Origin of the sequence: Microcoleus sp. BR0-C5, from assembly GCF_036705045.1 — a bacterium.
Classification (GTDB): Bacteria; Cyanobacteriota; Cyanobacteriia; order Cyanobacteriales; family Microcoleaceae; genus Microcoleus.
Genome location: NZ_JAUBTR010000009.1, coordinates 29,225 through 54,280 on the forward strand (window position 1 = coordinate 29,225; position 25,056 = coordinate 54,280).

Here is a 25,056-nt window from a genome sequence, read left to right on the forward strand (position 1 = left end):
TCCACAGGAGGCGCTACAGCAACAGGTGGTTTTGTTTCCACAGGAGGCGTTTCCACAGGAGGCGCTACAGCAACCGGCGGTTTTGTCTCCACAGGCGGCGTTTCCACAGGAGGCGCTACAGCAACAGGTGGTTTTGTTTCCACAGGAGGCGTTTCCACAGGAGGCGCTACAGCAACCGGTGGTTTTGTTTCCACAGGAGGCGTTTCCACAGGAGGGGCGACAGCAACCGGCGGTTTTGTCTCCACAGGCGGGGTTGTTACGGGTGGCGTTGTTGCAACAGGCGGTTTTAGATCAATCGGTGGCGTTTCCACAGGAGGGGCGACAGCCACAGGCGGTTTTGGATCAATCGGCGGCGTTTCCACAGGAGGGGCGACAGCAACAGGCGGTTTTGTCTCCACAGGTGGCGTTTCCACAGGAGGCGCTACAGCAACCGGCGGTTTTGTCTCCACAGGTGGCGTTTCCACAGGAGACGCGACAGCCACAGGCGGTTTTGGATCAATCGGCGGCGTTGTTACGGGTGGCGTTGTTGCAACAGGCGGTTTTGGATCAATCGGTGGCGTTTCCACAGGAGGCGCTACAGCAACCGGCTGCTTTGATTTGACATAATCGATCAATTTCTTGCCGCCATCAAGTTTAGTCCAATCCTTATTTGGATCGATCGCTTTCTCTATTGCCGGTGCTTTGCCCGTCGCACCTGTTAAATTGAAAACCAAATCGTTGTAATCTTTATCTGAACCCTGATCGACGCGCTGATCTTCCATTGCAAAAGCCTTGCCCTTGCCAGTGACATCTGCTACTTGACCATACAACCAAGCATCATCTGGATTAGTGCTAGATAATGACAACAGCGGGCGTTTGTCACCGCCAGCACCGGGATTTTTAAACACATCTTGCACAGTACCATTTGGCACCAGCATCACCGCAAAAGCCTCTCCCGGTTGCATCCCAAATTTTTTCTGCCCGCTGTACTGCCCCTGGTTATAATTTGCCTCTCCTAAACTGCCATTAAATAATGGATTTGCACCTTCTGTGGAGTCAGAAATTACTACGTGACCAAAGGTAGAATTAGTCAGGGATCGTCTTGCTGCTTCTTTGATAAATTCCTGAGAACCAGGGGTAAATTTCTCCATTCCCAGCACGCTGAAAATGGCAACTTCACCTTGATAATTGCCGCCGTCGTGCAGCCAGTCAAAGCCAACTTGTCCCGTGGAATCTGTAGCAAAAAAGCCGGAGTCCACCCCTAAACCTGTCAGCGGGTCAACTTTGCCGTCTGGGGTTAAACTAACTTGATAATTTGTATCGCGGGAGGGTGCAGAAATTTTGAGTGCATAATTGGTTGCGCCCAAATTATCTATGCTAAAAGTTCCCGAATTTGTGCCGTTGGTTTCGATGTCTTTGACGACTTTTCCCTGACTGTCGAGGAGTTGCATCCCGACAATGGAACTAAATCCTTCAGCGGTAACTCGAAAGCTGCCTGTATTGGGCCGATTAAAACGATAGGTATCTGTGGGGTCAGTTTTACCTGCGAAGTCGATGGAGAAATAGTTCTCGTTGAGATTGCCGATCGATATATTAGACATGATGCACCTTGATTAATTCGATAACTGTGGGCTGATATTGATCGATCTGAAGTGCGTCGGAGTTTTTATGCGTTTTGTAATATAACTTCACAAAGAGTGTGGGGTTAATTCGCTGAACTTCCATCGCTACTTATTTATCTGGAGTAAGTTTTAGTTTTTATGCAAAGTTTCAGTGTTTGTAGCATAACTTTACAAAAACTACCGGGAATCGAGGTTTTACATCCACCTCACGCTCAGGGAGATGGATATAATAGCGATTAGCTGAGGCCTGTTCTCCCTATTGTGGTAAAATCTGATGGTGAGAAGACCTTTGCGGAATTTGGTATTTTCTCATGCCTCCGGGATCGCCTGCTGCTTGATTAAGAACTAACAAAAAAAACACCGCGAATAAAATTGTCTCCCAACCAAAAGGTGCCGGCTTCGGTTCTTCTTTGGGTAGATCTGTAACCGACTCGACGTTGACTTTGATGTCGAGTTTTCCCTCAATCACTTTGCCTTTGAAAAGTCCATCGCTGGCAACACCCTTAAATCGCATTGGATTAGTTTGTTCTGCTGACATTGTGGTTATCCTTGTGTGGGTAGATTATGAAAAAACAAAATTCAATGAAGGGCGTGATCCTTTCTAAATCTGGCGTATAAATGGCGCCAGATTCAGAAAATCAGCAATCAGCCCGACATAAAATCAGAATTTTTTTGAGCAATGTGTCGGCCAATTCCTTGGATTTTGGACAATCCCGTCCTTTTCCAAAAAGAGTAAATAGTCTGTGTCTTGATATTTAACTGTCGGGCAATGACTGCCATTTTTTCGGGCGACTGCTGCAAAAACAATCTTTGAACAAGAATTTGACAGTTGCAGTCGGGACGGTTTCGAGGATAACAATTCCGAAGTTCGTATTCTGGATCTCGATCGATGTATTTTACGATCGCCCTTGCTACAGCTTGTTTTTCTTGTCTCTCAATCCGTTCGATTTCCACCTCCAAACCATCTAAATAGTCATTGTAAAATCGACTGCGTTCTAAAGCATCTAAATCTAAGGAAAGCACTTTTGGATTGTGGGTAATATGTAAATCGTGAATTCGATACCTGAGATGAGTGTTAACCCAAGTCGTCAGACTGGCTTGAATCGGAGAACGTCGGGGATTAAACTCGTGAAGGTGCTTCTCTAACCATTCCCAAGTTTTATTAACTGCTTCATAATAATAGGGATGAGAACTTTTTGACAATTTTGGTAAGAGTTGCAGTTGCCGCAATAATCTATCGACCAATTTTCGACGCTGCGGATTATCCCGTGATTCCGAGCAAATTGCTATAATCAGCTTACATAACCGTTCGTCTTTGGGAGTGCGATCGGAATATTGTTGCAGTGCCAACCTCAATTCATCTATGGGAGCCATAATCACCCTTTTAGTAAATGTAATGGATGTAAGACTGTGAAAACTTTGGGCTAACTTGGTGGCAGATATGAAAACGATTGAACTAACTGGATCGCTTGTAGGTAAAATAAGGACGGTTAACCTACACATAGTTTTTTACAGTTGCTTACTTCCACACATTTTCCAGTAGTTCTTTAATCAAAACAAGGCTAAAATTCACAAGAAATTTCACAAAAACTTATAAAAAACTCACAAAACTCACAAAACTCACAAAAATTATTTTATACTTCAAAAAAATAGATGGATTGGGGAAAGCAATGGAAGTTGAAGAAATGTTGAGCTTGTTGGATAAGTGGGTTGTGGAAAAGAAAGGCAAGTCGCTGGGTTTTGCGGAGAAAGAGATTATTCGTCTAAGCTGGCTGGATGTGGATTATGCGGACATGAACATTTCTGGCTATAGCCCTAGCTATGTCGAGAGAAGGCTGGCAAAAGGTTTGTGGGCTCTAGTATCAGAGGTGATTGGAGAAGGGAAAAAAGTTACTAAAAAAACATCCAAGCTGGCGATGCAAGAAGCAATCAAGAAGCGATCGCAGCCGGAAGCACCAGAAATAGAAATGACTTTTTTTGATGCGGCGAGGGATGCTAACAATCGAGGGTTAAATTTAAAACAAGCTGGGGAATTAATTGAAGCGAGAAAACACTTCGATTTAGCTATTAAAATCAACCCAGATAATGCAGTGACTTACTACAATCAAGCATTGATGCATGAAGAAGCAGGAAAGGTCGATCTGGCGATGGAACTATATCAGGATGCAGCATTCCGTGGCTTGGCGGCTGCTTACTGCAAGTTGGGTCGTTTGCACATCGTGGAGTATAAAAATTTTCGCAAATCAGTTGAAAAAATCGGGCACGGTTTAAAGCTGCTGGAAACGGAGAAAGTTAAGTATGACAAAATAGTCAAAGCAGCTTTGTTAACCTACCTTGCTTGGGCTTGGAAGGAACAAGGATGCTATGAAGAAGCTTTGGACAATTTGCAACAGGCTATTAAACTACGGATCGATCGGGGTTTAACTTATGGCATTATGGCGGAAGTGTATGAAAATCTGGGGAACGATCCAGAAGTTGCGATCGCTTGGAAAAAATGCCTGGAATATGCTAAGTGCGATCGACCCGATGAAGATTTTTACATTGGTAAGGCTCGTCAGCGTCTGAAGCAGATAGGTGATGCTAATTAAAGGTAAAGTGCGTGAAGCGTAGCTATCCCGTAGGGAATCGCGCGGTGAGATACCCGAATTCTTAAAGAAGTCGGGTATCGGGTAATTCTGTTTTTTAGGTGGATTTACTTAAGTGCGATCGCACTTATTTGAGATTTTAGTAACAATCAAGGACAAGGATATTCATTCCCATCTGGATCGGTACAAATTTCGGATATCATATTATTCATGGATGACCCAATGGCTATCCGAGCGATTGAAGCGCCTGAAACTGCGGCTAATACCAAAGTTATGTTGCCGAGTGCGATCGAGCCAATGAGGAGGGGTGAAATCAAGACTTTGCAATTCATACTCTTGTCTCCAAGTCAATTTTTTGAACAAAGGACAACTGAGTTAGGCCTAACTGCTGTCTACATACCCACTCTATAAATGTCTGATTCCAACATGGAACCCAACAATCCAAAACAAGTTGGGGAATTAAGTTGGAAAGGTTAAAAAGACCTCTCCTAATAGACTGCTGTACGTGAAGTCTGTTACTCAACCTTAAAGAGCGTTGCTAAAATGACCAAAATATCAAATCCCCCTTGCCTGGAATGTCAGGAAGCAGAACAGAGAGAGAATCTCGATATTAACTGTATTTTAAATAAACTCAAATCAGTAAAACAAAGCCAACTTTCTTCTCGGGAAATTTCCTATTTATGTTTGTGTTTATGTTTGTTGTCAAGGTATGAAAAAGCTTTTAGAATGGTTAAATATAAAACGCCGACAATAGAAGAACTCAAGAGCAAAGATCCAGAAATTAGTCAAAAGGGTGAAAATATGAGTGCAGATATGTCAAAGACAGTACACCTGTATATTAAACAAATGATGGGCATAGATGAAGAAAAACGCTTGCCACCTTGGTCTAAAGTTTGCTCATTTATGCGCGATACTGGATGTAAAAAAAATCAGCAATCACCTCAAGTAGAAATACAAAGGTGTATGTTCATTGCCAGAGTCAAAGGTAATAAAATATCTGACATTGAAATGCAAAATAACTTGAAAAAACTTGGGATTGAAGTAGAAACTATAGAGATACTAAGAAATGAATAAGGAAAATGATAAAAATCCGCAACAAGAAGAAATGAGCAGCAGCACTTTGTTTGTTTTCAGAGGCTCTCAGGAAGATTTTTACCGGATTATGAGTCTGTTTGAAGAGGATAAACTGAGTGAGTTACTGGGGATAGAAGTGCTGGATGTAGGAGGTATTGTTGAATCTCAACTGGTAGCACAACCTAAAGTAATAAATTTAAGCCAATGGTTCCAGAATAATTTTGTTGAAGCTATTCAGGAAGCATGGCTGACAGTAGAAGAAGTTTTGGGTAAGAACATACGGAATCCAGCATTTAGATCGCAAGCCGTAAAACGAGCTAAATTAATTCAATTAGCCGAAATTACAGTAGCTTTAATTCTCGATATAGCACCAGCCGAAAACCAAGAAATTAGCACAATATTAGGAGTCTATCCTATTGGCAGTCAAACTTATCTGCCAGAAAACCTTAAGCTGGATGTGTATGAATCAGAAGAAACTTTAGTAGAAATTCAAGCACCATTACAGAGTGAAGGAATGATACAAGAATTATTTTTATTGCCAGGAGAAGCATTTCGGATAGAAGTCTCTTTGGGTGATTTCAAGCAAATAGAAAAATTTATTTTATTTCCAACAAGGTAGGCGATAAAAATGTCAGGTGTAAAGTTGGTTTTCTTAAAAATTAATAAGGGCAATTTTGACCAAGGGTTTAAAGTTAACTTGCGAATTTACCAAGCAGGAAATTCTGCTTTTTTAGAAGCTGATGGCAGATTTCCCGCAGCACCAAATATTCCTGAAATATATCAAAGTTGGCAGAAAAAATATTTACTCATGGACTGGTGTTTTCGAGCCAGGAAGGGAGAAACTATCAACGATGTTGGCAAGGTTCCCGAAGATTGTCGCCAATTATCTCAAAAATTAAGAGAAAGCATTAAAGAGTGGTTGAGAAAGTCTGATGATAGCGAGTTTCAAAAAATCCGGGAAACACTTATAGGAGAATTAGATAGAAGAGACGAAATTAGGGTATTCATTCAAACCAAAGATGAGTTACTGAAAAAACTTCCTTGGCAGGAATGGGATTTATTTGCGTATACATACACTAATTCTGAAATTGTCCTCAGTCCCCCCGAAAATACAGAAATCCCCAGAATTGTTACAGCGTCAAAAGGAAAGTGTAACATAAAAATATTATCGATTTTGGGTTGTAGCCAAGGAATTGATGTTCAGGTCGATCAGAAGTTTCTCAAAAGTTTACCTAAGACAGAACCACTTTTTCTTCCCGAACCTCGACGGAAACAATTAAGCGATAGCCTTTGGGAGCAAAACTGGGATATATTATTTTTTGCTGGTCACAGTTGGAGTGATAGTAACAGTGGCAATCTTGCTATCAATTCCGATGAAACACTTACCCTGCTAGATTTGAAGCACGGTTTGCGCTGCGCTATAGAAAACGGCTTGCAGTTGGCTATTTTTAATTCCTGTGATGGTTTGAAGTTAGCAGAAAATTTAGCTTATTTGCACATTCCGCTAGTTATTGTGATGCGGGAACCTGTACCAGATAGGATTGCTCAAGAGTTTTTGAAATATTTTCTGACGGCTTACTCAAGTGGAGAAACTTTATATTTAGCAGCACGGAAAGCACGGGAACGTTTGGATACAGAAGGTCTAGACAAGGAATTTCCGGGGGCGACTTGGTTGCCCATAATTTGCCAAAATCCCGCTGTAGAACCTCCGACTTGGCAAGGTTTTTTCAGTAAAACAGAAGCAAAATTCCAAGATGGATTTCAGGAAGTGAAAAAAACTTGGAAAACCGAACATACTCTCACAGATCATTCAGACATTATTAAATCAGTCGCTATTCACCCAGACGGTCAAATTTTCGCTAGTTGCAGTCTCGATCAAACGATTAGAGTATGGAACCTGAAAACTGGAGAACTCCTGGAAAATCTCACGGAACATTCTGGCGGCGTGACTTGCGTTACTTTCAGCAGCGACGGAAAAACTCTTGCTAGCAGCAGTGCCAATCCCGACGGTACTATTAAATTGTGGGATACTCAAACCTGGCAACTAAAACGCACTCTCAAAGGCGATGACTGGGTGGTTCTTTCTGTATGGTCGATCGCCCTAACTCCTAATGGCAAAACTTTAGTCAGCGGACACCACGCTGACTGTACCGTAAAAGTTTGGAACCTGGAAACCGGGGAATTGCGACACACTCTCAGAGGTCATGTTTGGGCAGTTCACGACGTTGCGATCGCTCCCGACGGCAATATAATGGCTAGTGGAAGTTTCGATAGCAATATAAAGCTTTGGAATCTTCACACAGGCAGAGAAATCCGCAATTTAAACGGCCCTGGTGACGGCCCTATTGGTTGGTCTCGTTCTTTCTTTAGCGACAACATTGTTTATAGTGTCACCTTCAGTCCCGATGGACAAACTCTAGCCAGTGGCGGTGTCAAGCAACCGATTAAACTGTGGCGTTTAAGCAGTGGAGAACTCAAAAGTAACTTGACAGGACATACGGATGATGTTCACGCTGTTGCCTTTAGTCCTGATGGGAAATATCTCGCCAGCGGTAGTGCAGATCGTACTATTAGAATTTGGGATTTATTTACCGGAGAAGCGATTCACACTCTAGGACATTCAGACACTGTTTATTGCCTTGCCTTTAGTCCTGATGGACAAACTCTCATCAGTGGTAGCCGAGACAGAACTATTAAGATTTGGCGTTTTTCCACCTGACAATAATTACTAATATTGCTCTTTCAAGGCGGGCTATACCCGCTCTCGTAGTTAAAAAATCTCCCCAACAATCATCCCCGCCAATATCACAAACCCCACCCAAACATTTTGGCGAAAGATTTGACCGTAAACAAGCTTAGGAATATCCGCATTCCGCAGTTGACTATATTGCAAAAACCACAAAATCGCCGCCGCAATAATTGCCATCCAAAAACCAATGTGCAAGTGCAGATTAATTCCCATTGCTGCTAACAAACCGACAGTACCAACAAAGAAAAAACCCACAGCATTAGCGGCATTATCCCCGAAAAATATCGCGCTGGAATTCACCCCCAAACGCAAATCATCTTCTCTGTCGCTCATCGCATAAACTGTATCAAATCCCATCGTCCACAGCACAACAGCACCCCACAGCAGCCAAGTCGCTAATTCTAATTGGTTAACTGCAGCGCTCCAACTAATTAAAACTGCAAAACCCCAGGCAATTGATAACACTAATTGCGGCACTGGAAAGAATCTTTTTGCCAGCGGATAGCAGATAATTACTGGTACGGCGGCCACACACAGCCAGAAGCTTAACGGATTGAGATAAAAAGCGAGAATCGCCGCGCAAGCAAAGGAAATTAATGCAACTCCTATTCCAGTTTGCACGGTGAGGGCGCGGGATGCTAGGGGGCGCGATCGCGTTCTTTCTACTTCGGGATCGATATCGCGATCCCACAAGTCGTTGATCACGCATCCAGCCGCACTCGTGGCTAAGGTACCCAACACAATCACGCCCACCAATGCTGCGGGCGGCCTCCCGTCTGCTGCTAAAAAGACGGCCCAGAGGGCTGGAATCATTAAAATCAGCCTTCCTGCTGGTTTGTCCCATCTCAAAAGCCTCACGACGGTTAGCAATGTGGATTCGGGTTGGCGATCGGGCTGTGTAAGCATTTCAATTCTAGATTTGATATTTTTAACTCTAGATTTTATCAAATTTTAAGCACAATCACTTACTATCTCTGCTGCCGATCGCACTTCTGCCGAAATTTAAAACAGGTAAAAGTCTTGACCAGTCAGCAATTCCTGATTTTTGCTAATTTAATAGAATGCCTAACTGGATTCGTGAAATAATCATAAATATCTGTCAACCCCGATACTCCAATGGTTAATTCACTTCCGTCTGCGGAGTCAAATCGCATTATTGCTGCTATTGATATGGGTACTAACTCATTTCACATGGTGGTGGCGCGGATCGATCCGAAATTGCCCGCGTTTACGATTATTGCTAGAGAAAAAGATACGGTTCGGTTGGGCGATTGTGAGGTTAAGACAGGGTGCTTGAAGTCCGAGGTTATGGAAAGGGCGATCGCCACTCTGCGCCGTTTTCAAGATATTGCTAAAACTTTCAATGCCGAACAAATTATCGCTGTGGCTACCAGTGCGGTTCGGGAAGCCCCTAACGGGCGGGATTTTCTCAAACAAGTTGCTGAAGAATTAGACCTGAATGTGAGTTTAATTTCTGGTCAAGAAGAAGCGCGGAGAATTTATCTCGGTGTTCTTTCGGGTATGGAGTTTAACAATCAGTCCCAGGTGATTATTGATATCGGGGGCGGTTCTACGGAGTTGATTTTAGGAGACAGTTCAGAGCCTCGCTGTCTCACCAGTACAAAAATTGGTGCTGTTCGCTTAACAGGACAATTTGTTAAAACTGACCCGATTACTAGGGAGGAGTTTGCTTATTTGCAAGCTTATATTCGTATTTCGCTGGAAAGACCGATCGACGAATTGCGAGCTCAATTCCATGCTGGCGAACCTTTGCGCTTGATTGGCACTGCTGGAACCATCGAAACTCTGGCCACAATTAACGCTCGCGAAAAGTTCGGAACAGTGCCGAGTCCGCTGGCTGGATATCAGTTAAGTTTAAAAGATTTACGCGATTTAGTCAATCGTTTTCGCAAACTTTCTTATGCCGAAAGGTTGGCAATTCCAGGAATGTCGGACAAGCGGGCAGAAATTATTCTGGCAGGCGCTTTGATTTTGCAGGAAGCTATGACACTATTAGGAATTGAATCGCTGACTGTGTGCGATCGCTCTCTGAGAGAAGGCGTAATTGTTGACTGGATGCTAGCCCACGGTTTAATTGAAAACCGCTTGCGCTATCAAGGTTCAATCCGCCAGCGCAGCATTCTGCACATGGCTGACAAATATCAAGTCAATTTAGAACAAAGCGAAAGAACCGCAGCATTTGCGCTCAATTTCTTCGACCAAACTCAAGGAATTCTACACAACTGGGGAACCGAAGAACGCGAGTTGCTGTGGGCTGCCGCGATTCTGCACAACTGCGGTTTGTACGTCAGTCATTCAGCGCACCACAAGCATTCTTACTATTTAATTCGCAATGGTGAGTTATTGGGCTACACTGAAACAGAGATTGAAGTAATTGCCAATTTGGCTCGCTATCACCGGAAGAATCCTCCTAAAAAGAAGCACGACAATTTTATTGTTCTCCCGAAAACTTACCGAGAATTCGTTAGTAAATTGCATCCTTTTCTGCGGTTAGCTGTGGCTTTAGATAGGCGTCAGATTGGCGCAATTTCTAATTTTAAGTGCGAACACCGCCCAGAAGTGCGAGAGTTTCACTTACGGTTGCAGCCGCTCAATCCCGAAGATAATTGCGCTCTGGAACTCTGGAGTTTGGATTATAAAAAGCCGTGTTTTGAATATGAGTACAATCTCAAATTAGTGGCAACTTTGGAACCGACTCTGGTTCCGGTTTAAATACAAAGCCGAGCCTGAAAACGAGAAACTGTAGGGTGCGCGCGTCCCCTACAGTTTCAACTTATACCAATTTTAAAAAAGAATGCAACAGTATTCTTGTTCCCCCCGCAATGCAGCGGGGGGGCTAGGGGGGGTCTAAGAGTGTTGCACGATTTTAGATAAATGGTATTATCTACAAACCAGGTAGCCCGATTACTGTAAAATCCTGTTGAGTGATGAGATTAGCTGGCACACCCTTGAGGCTAGCTAAAATTTGATCTGTGTTGGCAATTTTGATAAAAGTTGTACTGTTTTCTTCAACTATGCTGAGTCGATCGACCGTTAACCCTCCCGTCAAAATTAATAAATCTTCACCTTGCCTAAAATCAGCGATTACATCGTGGCCTTCTCCCGCAGTCAAGAAAAAGTAATCGCGCCCGCTTCCCCCTTGCAGCGTATCGTTTCCGAAGTCTCCCCTCAACCAGTCGTCGCCCATTCCCCCAATCAAAGTATCATCACCCTTACCGCCGTAGAGAGTATCGCTACCGTCACCGCCGCACAATTGATCGGCATCTTCATTGCCATAAATTAAATCATTGCCACTACCGCCGCACAAATAATCTTTTTGACTGCTAGCATCCATCGCGATATTGTCAATATCTCCAAAAATCGTATCCTCGCCATCGCCGCCGCAGATGGTGTCATTTCCCAACTCTCCAAACAGCAAATCATTGCCCGAATCGCCGCAAATTATATCGTTATCTTTGCCCCCATGTAAGGTATCATTGTCGTTGCCACCGCTGAGAGTATCTTCGCTTTCTTGTCCGTACAAAACGTCGTTGCCGTTATTGCCAAAAAGCAAATCTTTTCCTGTCAAGTCACCGTCAGACGCATCAGAAATGCCACCAAATAAACTGTCATTACCTTCATCGCCAAGTAGGGTATCGTTGCCTTTGTCGCCCCAAACTACGTCATTATCTTTGCCTGCGATCGCCACATCAGGATCTTTACCCGCATAAATAATGTCATTCCCAGCGTGGCCGACGAGATAGTCGTTATTTTCGTTGCCAAATATGGTGTCGCTGTCTGCATCCGCGCCAACAGTAACTGGGCTAGCAAGACCACCGTAAATATTGTCGTTACCGAATAAGCCATTTAGCAAGTCGCTGCCGTTGAAACCGTTGATGATGTCATTAATATCGCTGCCGGTTAGAGTATCTTTACCGTCAGTACCGTTGAGGGTATTTTCAGGGATATTCGGGCCGGGAATGGAAGTGCGATCGGGTAAAGTGATTCGATCGCACATACAGTCTTCCGAAGCAGCAGGAATTAGCGCCGGTGTGGGGGTTTCGGTTGTTGGAGATGTGGTTTGGGCGATCGAATTGTCAGTTGCGATCGGCGTTTCCCCAGGTTTAGCCGTCGGAATTGGACTTTCCGCAGATATCAGAATTGGAGTCGGAGTCGGAGTTGGAGTTTCCCCAGGCGTCGGAGTTTCCGCAGAAATTGGCGTCGGTGTCGGAATTGGTGTCGCAGTCGGAATTGGCGTCGGAATTGGCGTCGGAATTGGAGTTTCCGCAGGCGTCGGAGTCGGAATGGGAGTTTCCGCAGGAATTGGCGTCGGAATTGGCGTCGGAGTTGGAATTTCCGCAGGCGTCGGAATTGGTGTCGGAATTGGCGTCGCAGTCGGAATTGGCGTCGGAATGGGTGTCGGAGTTTCCGCAGGCGTCGGAGTTTCCGCAGGCGTCGGAGTCGGAATTGGAGTCGGTGTCGGAATTGGAATTTCCGCAGGCGTCGGAGTCGGGATTGGCGTCGGAGTTTCCGCAGGCGTTGGAGTTTCCGCAGGCGTCGGAATTGGAATTTCCGCAGGCGTCGGAGTTGGAGTTTCCCCAGGCGTCGGAGTCGGAGTCGGAGTTGGAGTTTCCCCAGGCGTCGGAGTCGGAGTCGGAGTTGGAGTTTCCCCAGGAGTTGGAGTCGGCGTCGGAGTTGGAGTTGGAGTTTCCCCAGGCGTCGGAGTTGGAGTCGGAGTCGGAGTCGGAGTTGGAGTTTCCCCAGGCGTCGGAGTTGGAGTCGGAGTTGGAGTTTCCCCAGGCGTCGGAGTTGGAGTTGGAGTTGGAGTTTCCCCAGGAGTTGGAGTCGGAGTTGGAGTCGGAGTTGGAGTTTCCGCAGGAGTTGGAGTCGGCGTCGGAGTTGGAGTTTCCGCAGGAGTTGGAGTCGGAGTTGGAGTTGGAGTTTCCGCAGGAGTTGGAGTCGGAGTTGGAGTTGGAGTTTCCCCAGGAGTTGGAGTCGGAGTCGGAGTTGGAGTTTCCGCAGGAGTCGGAGTCGGAGTCGGAGTTGGAGTTTCCCCAGGAGTCGGAGTCGGCGTCGGAGTTGGAGTTTCCCCAGGAGTCGGAGTCGGCGTCGGAGTTGGAGTTTCCGCAGGAGTTGGAGTCGGAGTTGGAGTTGGAGTTTCCGCAGGAGTCGGAGTCGGCGTCGGAGTTGGAGTTTCCGCAGGCGTCGGAGTCGGAGTTGGAGTTGGAGTTTCCCCAGGCGTCGGAGTCGGTGTCGGAGTTGTATCTACAATAGTCAAAACAGCACTATCAATCGCTCCTAAATCGGCTCCGTTAGTGGGATTGTTCAGAGTTAAATTAACAGTTTCATCCTCTTCTATCTCTGAATCATCAACAATGGGAATCGTGAAAGTTTGAGCAGTTTCGCCAATGCCAAAATTTAACGTTCCCGATGTCTGGTTATAGTCATTGCCAGCATTAGCTGTTCCATTACTTGTACTGTAACTGACAGCAGCAGCCACATTGGTAGCATCGGTGCGAGTCACAGTAATTGTGGCAAACTGACCGTTTTCATTAACGCTGTAATTTGCGTTGCTGAAGTTAAATGTGCCTGGATTGGTGAGGTTGATAATGAACGCTTGGGGGTTAGAAGTATCGAGCCCTTCGTACTCTCTACCGCCATTATCTCTCAGGTTTAGAGTGATATTAGCACTGCCGATCGCCCCCGGCACCGGTGTAAAGGTTAGCGTCCCCACCGAGTTGATCGCAGGTTGTACACTAAACAAAGCAGCATTATCATTCCCTACCACTTGAAAAGCCACAGTTTGTCCCGATTCGTTGGCAGGGCCTGGAGAAATCGCAGTCGCCCATCCGGGGATGGTTTGTGGCCCCGAATTGCTGCTGAGAGTGCGATCGACTCCTTTGACAAACGAGGGTGCATCGTTGACTGGATTAACTGCGATCAAACTTGTTAAACTATTAGTGCTAAACGGCGTTGTTCCACCAGTAACTGAAGCATTGACGCCCGCAGTACCGTTACCCACTCCGTTACTTCCATCCCACGCCCGAAAAGTAATTGTTGGTTCGCTTCCAGGTGTACTGTAATAGTCTGGGTTGGGTACAAACCGAACTTTCGCAGGCGTTTGCAGGGAAACCCGCGTCAGGTTGATGTTAGCTTGCGCCGAGGTTGTGTCGTCACCGAGGAATAGAAAATTAGGAGTTTCGTAAGGATCTATCAGGCCAAAAAATGCTGAATAATCGCGTAGCGGGCCGGCTAGTATGATAGCGCGGCCATCGGAAAGAAAGTAATTGTCACCTTCAACTCTGAGAGTATAGTTAGTAGCAATATTGGTGTTATAAGCAACATTCTCTGCTGCCAAAAATAAGCCGTTGGTTTGTCCGCTTTGGTTGGGAGTAATGCCGTCGCCTTGTGCAAAGATATTGCCCGAAGTTGCAGATAGGCGCTGGAAACCAATTTCAATGGCTTTGCGATCGCTAGTAACGGCAACAATGCTAAAGCCCGCCCGCTCTGGACGAGTGCGGGATTCCGAGATAATTTGGAGATTAAAAGACAAGCTAAAGCCTGTAGTGCGATCGAGCGGGGGAAATGACGGATTTAAAGGATTTTTTGTATAGCCAGCATAAATTCTATTGTCCGCAGTGCTGTTTAAATTAACTCCATTACCGCTAAATATTTCTGAAGCTGTAGCGGTAGGAGAAGTAAGATTTAAGTTAGTCAAAGACAGCCAATTTTGAGAATTGGGAGTGTTACCAAGTAAGCCATTATAAAGAGGAGTCGGACCGAGCACTGTTGCTGAAGTTTCCGACAATGCACCGAAATTTTTCCAAGTATTGCCGTTAGTTGAAAATTGCCAATTGCCGTTAGTATTGTCTGCAGCGGTGACTGCAACACCCAAAGGATCGCCATTAGCGTCACTTCCTAACTCGCTAGTGATGTTAAAAATACTAAAGCCTGTGTTATCGACGCTGGCTATGTGTTCATTAATTGGGAGCAGAGTATTAAAATTAGAATTGGCCAAAATTGGAGCGATGTTAACCTGCGGGTTGCGGAGGCTGTTAATATAAATAGTGTTAATTCCGCCGTTGGGCAAACCCAAGGAACCTACTAGACTATTTACAGCATAATTAGCAGTTTTGTTAACGCCACCAATAGCGCTGGAAAACTCGACAATACCCCCGTTGGGTGGTGCTGGAATTTTCACCTTAGCAGCACTCCCAAATACGCCTAACCCAGTCGTCGGCCAGGCGAGGGAATCAATAGAAGTAATTCCCGCACTGCTAGTATCTACCCAAACAATATCTGAGGCTGCAAACTCCCCGCCCAAACCGTTAGTTCCGACTAAGACATTATTGAGATAAGTACCGCCAGTACCGTTATTTATCAGCAATTGAATGTTCCAATCAGCATCATTTCCGCCGGCAACGGGGTTGTAGGTAATATCATTAGTAGGAATGACATCTGAACCGCCGATCGCAATTATTGTTCCAGCCTTGAATACAGGAGCAATACTCGCCATGTTCATGAACTGATAAGCAGAAAATTTCTGTGCTGTTGCACCGCTTGAATCGCCTACAAAAAAACTTTGAAGCTGAGTTGCACTTACATCTTCCGTCAACAGCAGTTCCACATACTCATTACCCTGGAATTGCCCGTCCCGCCGGAATTCGTTAATAATTATCTGTCCCATCTAGATACACCTAAATTTGAAATGATTATGTATTAGCTGCCAACTACTGTCCGTGTTTTTTCACTGTTAAATTTAATTTGCGTAATTACACTGATATTACTGTCCGTACAGTTGCTTGTTGAGGTCATTTTTGTTACTCAAATAATATCTGGAGTGCTGAGCAGTGTCAAGCAAAAGCTTGGATTATTGCGGAACTGCCGATCGGCGATCGAGAAGCAGCAATTTTTGCCTTAGTTAGCTGACTCAGTTGCTGCACAAAGTTAGCGCCCTTCTCCCCCGCCGCTACATCACACCCATAAAGCAAAATCTCTCGACTCTCTGCCAGGGATCTCAACCAACGCTGCAATTGTTTACCATAACTTTTTAAATTTGTCAAGTTTAGATAGATCGCGCCTAGCAGCAAACTCGCGGGGTGGCCGTGGGAGATGATAGGAATGCTTTTGATATTGCTGCGACTCGCTAGCGCGACCGTGATTTGTTCTACTCCATCCCGCGCCGCATCGAGGGTAATAACTTCTATCCCCGCTGCGATGCCGTTGCGGAGAGTTTGGCGATCGGGAAGGGCAGGGTCTAGAAAGGCGAGCGAACTAAAAACTGAGCCGATCAAATTTGGCACAATACACCTTTGGTTAGATGACGGTAGGAAAATTAAGACATATTTAGCTTAGCAAGTTCAAAAGTTAAATGTCATCAGTAAAATTAAAAATCAAGACGAAGGATACTAATTTTCCGTGAACCTGCCACAGAGGCATCTTGTAGAGGCGACTTTAGCCAGTAATTCCTTTAAAAAACCGATAATTCCGGTACAAAACCCGCCCTATCAAGGTTCGATCGCCAAAAGTTCTTCAGCAACCAATCCTTTCTGAATTGCGAGCACTGCAGCTTGAGTGCGATCGCGCACTTCTAACTTTTGCAAAATCGCGTGCACGTGAACCCGCACAGTCCCCGGAGCAATGTACAATATTTGTGCAATTTCCTGATTACTTTTCCCCCCCGCAACTAAAGCCAAGATTTCCTGTTCTCGCTTCGTCAGCGGATTTTCCAAAACTTCCCATTTTGACCCAATTTTCACAGGTTCAGGATTAGCAAAAACTGCCCGAATTTCCGCAGTCGCGGCCTGATCCCACCACGAAGCACCCGCTGCTATCGATCGAATTGCCAAAACCAAAGTTTCCGCCGCAATTCCCTTAAGGCAATAGCCCTGAGCTCCCGCTGCAATTAATCTTTCAATTAAGGATTTTTGAGAATGAGATGTTAAAATTAAAACTGGAATTGCTGGATGTCGATCTTTAATTTGGCGGCACGCTTCAATACCGCCAATTCCCGGCAAACCGACATCTAGAACTACCACATCTGGTAAGTGTTCCTGAGTCAATTCTACTGCTGTTTCACCATCTTCGGCCTCGGCAATTACTTGCAAGCAACTTTCTTGCTGCAACCTGGTTTGCAGCCCCAACCGAAACAGTTCGTCGTCTTCAACTAGGAGAATTCGCAAGGGATAAGCTGGTTTCATTTCTGTGGGATAGCAGGGAGTCGGAATCCAAATAAAGCACCGTGTGGCAATTTATTTTCTGCCCAAATTATACCGCCGTGGGCGTCAATAATTTGGCGAGATAAGTATAATCCTAATCCCGAACCTTTGGCTTGCCGATCGCTGTGTCCTTGATAAAAACGCTCGAACAAGTGGGGCAGTTCATCGGCGGTAATTCCCAACCCGCTATCGATAACTTTCACCACCTGATAACTCGAATAAGATTCCATGATTATTTCAACTTTTCCACCGCGAGGAGAATGGTTAATTCCGTTTGTTAGCAAATTAACAAAAACGCGCTGGAGTTGAACCGCATCGCCATTTACCCACAAAGAGCGACGGAAATCTGACTCTCCGTAACTCATACTAATGTAAACTCGGCGCGCCGCCGACAAATGGATGAGTGTTGCGATTACTTCTTCTGCCAAAGCTACTAAATTTACGGGCGCAAGTTGCAGTTTTAAACCTTCGGCATCGTTGCGGTAAACATCCAGCAGCGTTTCTACTAATTGTAGTGACATTTTGTGCGATCGCGCCATTGTTTCGAGAACTTTTTGCTGACTGGCGGTGACATTCCCAAATTTTGCTGACCCAAAAGCTTTAATTGTTTCTATCGCCCCCAGCATCGGCGTTTTTAAGTCGTGACTCAAAGTAGAGACAAAATCTTCTCGGATGCTTGCTAGCTGCTGCTGCGACTGCAACTCAGCTTTAGCGATCGCGATCGTCTCTTGGTACTGCTGGTTGCGATCGCTTAAATATCCCGTCACCCCTAAAGCCATGACTGCGATCGATCTATTTGCTACAGTTGCTAGGGCGATCGCTTCTCCAGGAGGAACAAACAAATTTAACAGCGTCAAAGCTGCCGCTACCAGCGTAATTTGTAACTTACCCAACCGACTCAAGCGCGAATTTGCCAATAAAATCGGCCCTGTGTACAAATACCCAAACAGATACTCCGACGGCGTAGTAAATTCCAGCACTACAACGATCGCAAATAAAATTGCGATCGACCACCTCCCCCGCAAATACTTCTCTTGAATTGCCTGGTTGTCTGTGATTTTCAATAAGCTGTTTAACATCCTTTATCCATCCATTTTATATTTTATATTGACACTCTACTCTCTGCCTTATCCCTGCGGTTTTTCTTCGCCAAAATTTGTCTTCTGTGACGCAAAAACAAGCGTTTAGATCACATCTATATCTGCAAGCATAGATACTGCTAAATATTTAAACATTTGTCTATCAGTGAAAATATATAGCAGCTAAGCATAACGGGTAAACGGCAACTTATACCGGCGGGCTGATTATCAAAAATCCTAACAGCAAGTATATTGATTGTTAAAAGCAGATTGCACTTTTAAGGAAGTATTGGCTCAGTTATGCTTGAAGGATTAATTCAAATCGCATTAACGCTAATCATTGTAGTAGCGATCGCCCCTATTTTTGGTAATTACATGGCGCGGGTGTACATGGGAGAACCAACTATTCTCGACCCCGCTATTAAACCCCTAGAACAACTCATCTATAAAGCCAGCAATATCCGGTCTATAGATTCGATGACAGGTTGGCAATATGCGCGATCGCTACTGTACAGCAATGCAGCAATGGGCATATTTGTTTTCCTAATTTTCATGCTTCAAGGAGTGCTGCCTTTAAATGCCACCGGCTTAAGTGCCCCAACCTGGGATACTGCGCTGCACACAACTATTTCATTCCTCACCAATACCGACCAACAGCATTATTCAGGCGAGACAACATTCACTTATTTATCCCAGTTAACCCTGGGTTTTTTAATGTTTACCTCAGCAGCTACAGGTTTAGCAGTAGGCATTGCTTTTATCAGGGGATTAACCGGCCGCCCCTTGGGCAACTTTTACATCGATTTAATTCAATCAATTACCAGGATTCTGCTACCCCTTTCTTTAATAATTGCCTTACTTTTGCTAATTTCTGGAGTACCAGAAACCCTAGCAGGGCCTGCAGTAGCCCGTACATTAGAAGGAGGCACGCAAATAATGGCTCGCGGCCCAGTAGCTCACTTTGAAAGCATCAAACAACTGGGAGAAAATGGCGGCGGATTTTTTGCCATTAACTCGGCTCATCCCTTTGAAAATCCCAACCCTTTTACCAACCTGCTGGAAACACTAGCAATGGTTTCTATACCAGCAGCACTCATTCACACCTACGGCAGATTTGCCAACAACAAAAAGCAGGGATGGCTGATTTTTTGGATGGTGTTTACCATCTACGTTATCTTGATTGGCATTGCAGCGTTTGGCGAGTACGGCGGCAACCCTCAAATCAATAATTTACTGGGTTCGCAGCAGCCAAATTTAGAAGGAAAAGAAGTTAGATTTGGCTGGGCAGAAACTGCACTGTGGGCGGTGACTACCACTGGTACAATGTGCGGCGCCGTCAACGGAATGCACGATTCTTTAATGCCTCCCGGTGGTTTTGCTACTCTGTTTAATTTGTTTCTACAAATCGTTTGGGGCGGACAAGGAACGGGAACGGCTTACTTATTTATTTACTCAATTTTGAGCGTATTTCTCACCGGATTGATGGTGGGGAGAACGCCGGAATTTTTGGGACGCAAAATTGAAAAACGGGAAATTGTTTTAGCCAGCGTTGTTTTGTTAATTCACCCGATCGCAGTTTTAATCCCCGGTGCAATTACCCTCGCCTTTACCGACAGTTTGAGTGGCATCAGCAACCCCGGATTTCATGGCATTTCCCAAGTGATGTACGAATACGCTTCGGCGGCGGCTAACAACGGTTCGGGCTTGGAAGGATTGGCAGACTCTCAACCCGCCCCGACAGGAGTTTGGTGGAATTTAAGCACCTGTTTTAGTATGCTGTTGGGGCGCTACGTTCCAATTATTGCCCTGCTACTTTTAGCCGACAGCATGACGAACAAACAACTGGTTCCCGAAACAACGGGTACTCTCAGAACCGATTCAGTTTTGTTCACCAGCGTCACCGCAGGAGTAATATTAATACTAGGCGCGCTGACATTTTTCCCAGTTCTAGCTTTAGGGCCAATTGCCGAAGGATATGAAATTAGCAACAGCAAATTTGAACCAGCATCGATAACTGTACCCACAACACCTTTAGCAACACCAACTCCTCCATCTCAATAGCGAAAATTCTCAACCTCACTATTCTCTCTCTCTGCGTTCTCTGTGTTCTCTGTGGTTCATTAAAAATCCCAAATCGACATGACCTCATCCCATACTCCAGATTCCCCAAAAAAACCTCCGAGAGGCTCTCGCGAGTCTCGCAAGCATACGCCAAAAGCAAATACTAAAGGCCTGTATCAAAGAGCTTTTAAAGAAGCTTTTGTCAAGCTAAACCCGCAGGTGATGCTAAAAAATCCGGTGATGTTTGTGGTGTGGGTTGGCACAATTGTGACTGCATTATTAACGATCGACCCGACGCTGTTCGGCCCGGTTCCCGGCAACAATCAGAGAGTTTTCAACGCTTTAGTAACGTTTATTTTGTTCTTCACCTTGGTATTTGCTAATTTTGCCGAAGCGGTGGCCGAAGGGCGCGGCAAAGCGCAAGCAGATGCACTGCGATCGACCAAAGCCGACACAACAGCCCGCAAACTCCTACCAGACGGTTCAATTCAAGAAGTTAGTTCGACATCCCTAAGACGTGGCGACCAAATTAAAGTGATCGCAGGCGATGTCATTCCCGCCGACGGCGAAGTGATCGCAGGTGTCGCCTCGGTGGATGAATCTGCGATCACTGGCGAATCCGCACCGGTGCTCAAGGAACCGGGTTCGGACATCGCCAGTTCCGTTACCGGCGGGACGCGCATCCTTTCTGACGAACTGACGCTGCGGGTGATGGCCGACCCCGGTAAGGGCTTTTTGGACAGGATGATCGCGCTGGTGGAGGGCGCTGAACGCTCGAAAACGCCGAACGAGATCGCGCTGACGGTGCTGCTAGCGGTGCTGACGCTGGTGTTTTTGATTGTGGTTGCGACGATTCCGCCCGTGGGAAATTACGTGAAAACCCCTGTGGGCGTGGTGACGCTGATTTCGCTGCTGGTGGCGCTGATTCCAACAACCATTGGAGGTTTGCTGAGCGCGATCGGCATTGCGGGCATGGATCGCGTCGCTCAGTTTAACGTGATAGCGACCTCTGGGCGCGCCGTGGAGGCTTGCGGCGACGTAAATACGCTGATTTTGGACAAAACCGGGACGATCACGCTGGGGAACCGTTTAGCTGAGGAATTCATTCCGGTCAACGGTCACTCGCTGCAAGAAGTGGCGCAGGTAGCCCTGGATGCGAGTGTGTTTGACGATACTCCAGAGGGAAAGTCGATCGTCCGTTTGGCTCAGAATTTGGGCGCACAGGTGGATTTCGATCGCACCAACGCCACGGGGCTTGATTTTTCCGCAAAAACGCGGATGTCTGGCACGGATTTGCCCGATGGGACGGAGGTTCGCAAGGGTGCGGTGGATGCGGTGAAGGGTTTTGTGCGATCGCGCGGCGGCAATTTCGGGCCGGATCTCGACGCAGCTTACGAGCGAGTTTCCCGCTTGGGAGGCACACCCTTAGCTGTTTGTCAAGGTAACGACACCTACGGCATTATCTATTTGAAAGATGTGATTAAACCGGGAATTCGCGATAGGTTTGACCAACTGCGAAAAATGGGAATTCGCACCATTATGCTCACCGGAGATAACCGAATTACAGCATCAGTAATTGCCGCTGAAGCAGGCGTTGACGACTTCATTGCCGAAGCAACTCCCGAGGACAAAATCGATGTAATTCGCAAGCAACAAGCCGAGGGCAAATTAGTCGCAATGACGGGAGACGGAACCAACGACGCACCCGCACTAGCACAAGCAAACGTAGGACTGGCGATGAATTCTGGAACCCAAGCAGCGAAGGAAGCTGCGAACATGGTGGACTTAGATTCTGACCCCACAAAACTAATTGATTTAGTTACAATTGGCAAACAATTGCTGATTACTCGCGGCGCGCTGACTACATTTTCCCTAGCCAACGATATCGCAAAATATTTTGCAATTATTCCCGCCATGTTTGCCCCCGTAGGCGCATTAAACGTCATGGGTTTAGCCAGCGGTCAATCGGCGGTTTTGTCTGCATTAGTTTACAATGCTTTGATTATTCCCGCTTTGATTCCCCTAGCATTAACCGGGGTAAAATTTCGACCTTTGAGCGCCAACCAACTGTTGCAGCGGAACATTTTAATCTACGGATTGGGCGGGGCAGTCGCGCCGTTTATTGCCATCAAAATTATTGATGTTTTGATTACCGCCGTTGGGCTAGCATAGATCGGGAAAGACGGATTAATCTCGTTCCCCGGCTCTGCCGAGGAACGCAGATCCAGAGGCTATGCCTCGATTTTCCCACAAAAATTATCCAATATAAAGACCGATATTTATTCCCAAAATAAGGAGAATTCATGAAACGGAATGATTTGCTGAATGATATTTTTCCTAGAGATTTCCAAGAAATTATTGAGTTAGCTCAAAGGCTTTGGCAGCGCCACCAAATCCCGGTGCAGCTATTTCTAGTAATGTGTTTCAATGCTATAGTTGCCCCCGCTGTCTACGCTGCTGCGGGCGAAGATTTGACCCGAAAAGCTGTCTGGGGTTTAAGTCTCCTAGGTTTGGTGATTATCGCCCTTTCTATTTACTTGTTCGTAGTCATCTTTCAGCCGGAAAGATTTTAGTCAATAATTAACCCTTAGCAAATAACCTACCGAGGTAATTTATGAGAGAAATAATTAGAGCCATTCGCCTTACCCTGGTATTGTGGGGAATTACAGCCATTATTTACCCTTTAATCTTGCTAGTAATCGGCCAAATTGCTTTTAATTCCCAGGCAAACGGCAGCTTAATTACCAACCAAGGAGTTGTAGTTGGCTCTGCTTTAATCGGTCAGCCTTTCTCCTCAGAAAGATATTTTTGGGGTCGTCCCAGCACCACCAATTACAGCAGCTTTGCGACAGAAAATTACGATCCGACAAAGGGAGAAAATGTTAGTCAAAGAACAGGCGTTTCTGGTGCTAGCAACCTTGCCCCCAGTAACTCTGATTTGCTGAAACGAGGTAATGAGAAAGATGGTTTTCAGGGGGTGCAAATTGAATTATACCGCCTCAACAAAGCTGGTATCAAACCGACTACAGATTTAGTCTACACCTCGGGTTCTAGCCTCGATCCGCACATTAGCGTAGAGGCAGCTCGATCGCAAATTCAGCGGATAGCAACGGTGCGATCGCTCAATATCAATCAAGTAGAAATGTTGGTATCCAAAAATACAGATGGCAGATTTCTCGGCATTTTCGGCGAACCGGGAGTTAACGTCCTCAAACTGAATTTGGCTCTAGACCGTTTACAATAGTTTACAACAGTTTGCAGTCATCGGTCATAAACTGACTGATGACTCGAAATTGACTAACTACCCACTACTCAGCTATGATTCACTCTAGCGAACTTACTAACAATCCAGACGCGGTTTATGCCCAACCTAACCGCACTTACGATCGCACCCCCCGCCGGGGAAAGCACAAAATATTTATCGGCATGGCCCCCGGTGTCGGCAAAACTTTCCGAATGCTAGAAGAAGGGCACAGCCTGAAATCTGAAGGCATCGATGTGGTAATTGGACTGTTAGAAACTCACGGCCGGAAAGAGACAGCGGCTAAAGCAGAAAAACTGGAAATAGTACCCAAAAAACAACTGCGGCGCGGCGAAATAATGCTCAACGAAATGGATACGAATGCTGTCATAGAACGCCGTCCTCAATTAGCATTAATAGACGAACTCGCTCATACAAACATTCCGGGTTCTCTGCGAGAAAAACGATATCAAGATGTTGAAGAAATTCTCAAGGCTGGGATAGATGTTTTCTCCACCCTCAACATTCAGCACATAGAAAGTCTTAACGATTTAGTAGCTCGAATTACCGGAGTTGTAGTGCGAGAGCGAGTGCCCGATCGCGTCCTCGAAGATGCTGACGAAATAGTCGTTGTCGATGTCACGCCGGAAACTTTAGAAGAAAGGTTGCTAGAAGGCAAAATTTATGCCCCCGAAAAAATTGAACAATCTTTAGAAAACTTTTTTCAGCGCCGTCATTTAATCGCTTTGCGAGAACTAGCCCTGCGAGAAGTCGCAGACAATGTGGAAGACGACGCAGCAACTTTAAAAGGTCAATCTTGCAACATTCACGAACGAGTTTTAGTGTGCATCTCGACTTATCCGAACTCCTTGCAACTGCTGCGGCGAGGCGCGAGGATTGCGAGCTACATGAATGCCCCATTTTATGCTGTGTTTGTCAACGATCCAGACCGATTTTTAACAAAAGCAGAAAGCTTGCACGTTGAAACTTGTGAGAAACTGTGTCAAGAATTTAACGGGAAATTTTTGCGGGTAAACGGCACTAATATAGCCAAAGCGATTTCCGAGGTAGCTAAACAGTATCGCGTTACTCAAATTGTGATCGGCGAAAGCCAGCAATCCCGCTGGAAATTGCTGCTGCGGGGTTCTTTGACTCAACAGTTAGTGCGATCGCTCAAACACGTAGATTTGCACATCATTGCTACTGAAAAAAGTCATTAGTCATTAGTCATTAGTCAGCAGTCAGTAGTCAGGAGTCATTCGATTTGAGATTTGAGATTTGAGATTTTGGATTGACTTGCGCGAGATAAATTCGGGGGCGTGAGGATTTTAGATTTGAGATTTTGGATTGATTCCACGGATAAATCACGTGGCGGGTACCATCAAGAAATTCTTGGTCAGTAGTCAGTAGTTGTGAGTTGTTAGTCGTTTAGCATAAAAAATGCAACT

General features: G+C 45.6%; 19 protein-coding genes. 10 read left to right on the top strand and 9 right to left on the bottom strand.

What is annotated here, in order from left to right:
* The 3 genes from QUB08_RS06295 to QUB08_RS06305 form a co-directional block, all read right to left on the bottom strand.
* A partial coding sequence (locus tag QUB08_RS06295; protein ID WP_333223959.1) for a DUF4114 domain-containing protein occupies positions 1-1,580 on the bottom strand: 1,580 nt, incomplete at its 3' end.
* 277 nt (positions 1,581-1,857) lie between these two features.
* Positions 1,858-2,139, bottom strand: a complete 282-nt coding sequence (locus tag QUB08_RS06300) for a hypothetical protein (RefSeq protein ID WP_333223960.1) — start codon at positions 2,137-2,139, stop codon at positions 1,858-1,860.
* Between the two features lie 107 nt (positions 2,140-2,246).
* Positions 2,247-2,975, bottom strand: coding sequence for a hypothetical protein (locus QUB08_RS06305; RefSeq protein ID WP_333223961.1), 729 nt, complete (start codon positions 2,973-2,975; stop codon positions 2,247-2,249).
* Positions 2,976-3,271: 296 nt separating this feature from the next.
* Between QUB08_RS06305 and QUB08_RS06310 the strand changes: the two genes are divergently transcribed.
* Entirely contained in the window at positions 3,272-4,189 is a 918-nt protein-coding gene (locus QUB08_RS06310; protein WP_333223962.1) for a hypothetical protein, read from the top strand.
* A 146-nt stretch (positions 4,190-4,335) separates the two neighbouring features.
* On the opposite strand, the gene QUB08_RS06315 is transcribed toward QUB08_RS06310, so the two are convergent.
* Complete coding sequence (locus QUB08_RS06315; RefSeq protein ID WP_333223963.1) at positions 4,336-4,518, bottom strand: hypothetical protein; 183 nt, start codon at positions 4,516-4,518, stop codon at positions 4,336-4,338.
* A gap of 211 nt (positions 4,519-4,729) precedes the next feature.
* On the opposite strand from QUB08_RS06315, the gene QUB08_RS06320 reads away from it, so the two are divergent.
* The 3 genes from QUB08_RS06320 to QUB08_RS06330 are packed head-to-tail and all read left to right on the top strand — an operon-like array spanning position 4,730 to position 7,979.
* Positions 4,730-5,260 carry a hypothetical protein gene (locus tag QUB08_RS06320; protein WP_333223964.1) on the top strand — a complete coding sequence of 177 codons (531 nt, stop codon included), beginning with the start codon at positions 4,730-4,732 and terminating at the stop codon, positions 5,258-5,260.
* Positions 5,253-5,879: a DUF1822 family protein gene (locus tag QUB08_RS06325; RefSeq protein ID WP_333223965.1), complete on the top strand. Its 627-nt coding sequence runs from the start codon at positions 5,253-5,255 to the stop codon at positions 5,877-5,879. Before QUB08_RS06320 ends, QUB08_RS06325 begins: the two co-directional genes overlap by 8 nt.
* 9 nt (positions 5,880-5,888) lie before the next feature.
* Positions 5,889-7,979, top strand: a complete 2,091-nt coding sequence (locus QUB08_RS06330) for a WD40 domain-containing protein (RefSeq protein WP_333223966.1) — start codon at positions 5,889-5,891, stop codon at positions 7,977-7,979.
* A gap of 51 nt (positions 7,980-8,030) precedes the next feature.
* On the opposite strand, the gene QUB08_RS06335 is transcribed toward QUB08_RS06330, so the two are convergent.
* On the bottom strand, positions 8,031-8,915 hold the full coding sequence (locus QUB08_RS06335) for a 4-hydroxybenzoate solanesyltransferase (protein ID WP_333223967.1): 885 nt from the start codon (positions 8,913-8,915) through the stop codon (positions 8,031-8,033).
* 210 nt (positions 8,916-9,125) lie between these two features.
* Here QUB08_RS06335 and QUB08_RS06340 point away from each other — a divergent pair, with 210 nt between their 5' ends.
* On the top strand, positions 9,126-10,742 hold the full coding sequence (locus QUB08_RS06340; RefSeq protein ID WP_333223968.1) for a Ppx/GppA phosphatase family protein: 1,617 nt from the start codon (positions 9,126-9,128) through the stop codon (positions 10,740-10,742).
* 172 nt (positions 10,743-10,914) lie between these two features.
* Here QUB08_RS06340 and QUB08_RS06345 read toward each other — a convergent pair whose 3' ends face one another.
* The 4 genes from QUB08_RS06345 to QUB08_RS06360 form a co-directional block, all read right to left on the bottom strand.
* Positions 10,915-15,696: a choice-of-anchor Y domain-containing protein gene (locus QUB08_RS06345; protein WP_333223969.1), complete on the bottom strand. Its 4,782-nt coding sequence runs from the start codon at positions 15,694-15,696 to the stop codon at positions 10,915-10,917.
* A gap of 166 nt (positions 15,697-15,862) precedes the next feature.
* On the bottom strand, positions 15,863-16,312 hold the full coding sequence (locus QUB08_RS06350) for a DUF4347 domain-containing protein (RefSeq protein ID WP_333223970.1): 450 nt from the start codon (positions 16,310-16,312) through the stop codon (positions 15,863-15,865).
* A 204-nt stretch (positions 16,313-16,516) separates the two neighbouring features.
* Positions 16,517-17,209 (bottom strand): response regulator transcription factor, encoded by a 693-nt coding sequence (locus QUB08_RS06355; RefSeq protein WP_333223971.1) that lies wholly within the window; start codon positions 17,207-17,209, stop codon positions 16,517-16,519.
* The gene (locus QUB08_RS06360) at positions 17,206-18,306 is read right to left on the bottom strand and encodes a HAMP domain-containing sensor histidine kinase (protein WP_333223972.1); all 1,101 of its coding nucleotides are present in this window, start codon (positions 18,304-18,306) and stop codon (positions 17,206-17,208) included. The genes QUB08_RS06355 and QUB08_RS06360 overlap by 4 nt, the downstream gene beginning before the upstream one ends.
* 300 nt (positions 18,307-18,606) lie before the next feature.
* Between QUB08_RS06360 and kdpA the strand changes: the two genes are divergently transcribed.
* The 5 genes from kdpA (at position 18,607) to QUB08_RS06385 (ending at position 24,828) form a co-directional block, all read left to right on the top strand.
* A complete protein-coding gene (gene kdpA, locus QUB08_RS06365; RefSeq protein ID WP_333223973.1) occupies positions 18,607-20,367 on the top strand; it encodes a potassium-transporting ATPase subunit KdpA in 1,761 nt (586 codons plus the stop codon).
* A 78-nt stretch (positions 20,368-20,445) separates the two neighbouring features.
* Positions 20,446-22,539 carry a potassium-transporting ATPase subunit KdpB gene (gene kdpB / locus QUB08_RS06370; RefSeq protein WP_333223974.1) on the top strand — a complete coding sequence of 698 codons (2,094 nt, stop codon included), beginning with the start codon at positions 20,446-20,448 and terminating at the stop codon, positions 22,537-22,539.
* Positions 22,540-22,670: 131 nt separating this feature from the next.
* Entirely contained in the window at positions 22,671-22,940 is a 270-nt protein-coding gene (gene kdpF / locus QUB08_RS06375) for a K(+)-transporting ATPase subunit F (protein WP_333223975.1), read from the top strand.
* Positions 22,941-22,981: 41 nt separating this feature from the next.
* A complete protein-coding gene (gene kdpC, locus QUB08_RS06380; RefSeq protein ID WP_333223976.1) occupies positions 22,982-23,611 on the top strand; it encodes a K(+)-transporting ATPase subunit C in 630 nt (209 codons plus the stop codon).
* Between the two features lie 74 nt (positions 23,612-23,685).
* The gene (locus QUB08_RS06385) at positions 23,686-24,828 is read left to right on the top strand and encodes a universal stress protein (RefSeq protein ID WP_333223977.1); all 1,143 of its coding nucleotides are present in this window, start codon (positions 23,686-23,688) and stop codon (positions 24,826-24,828) included.
* The last annotated feature ends 228 nt before the right edge of the window (positions 24,829-25,056 follow it).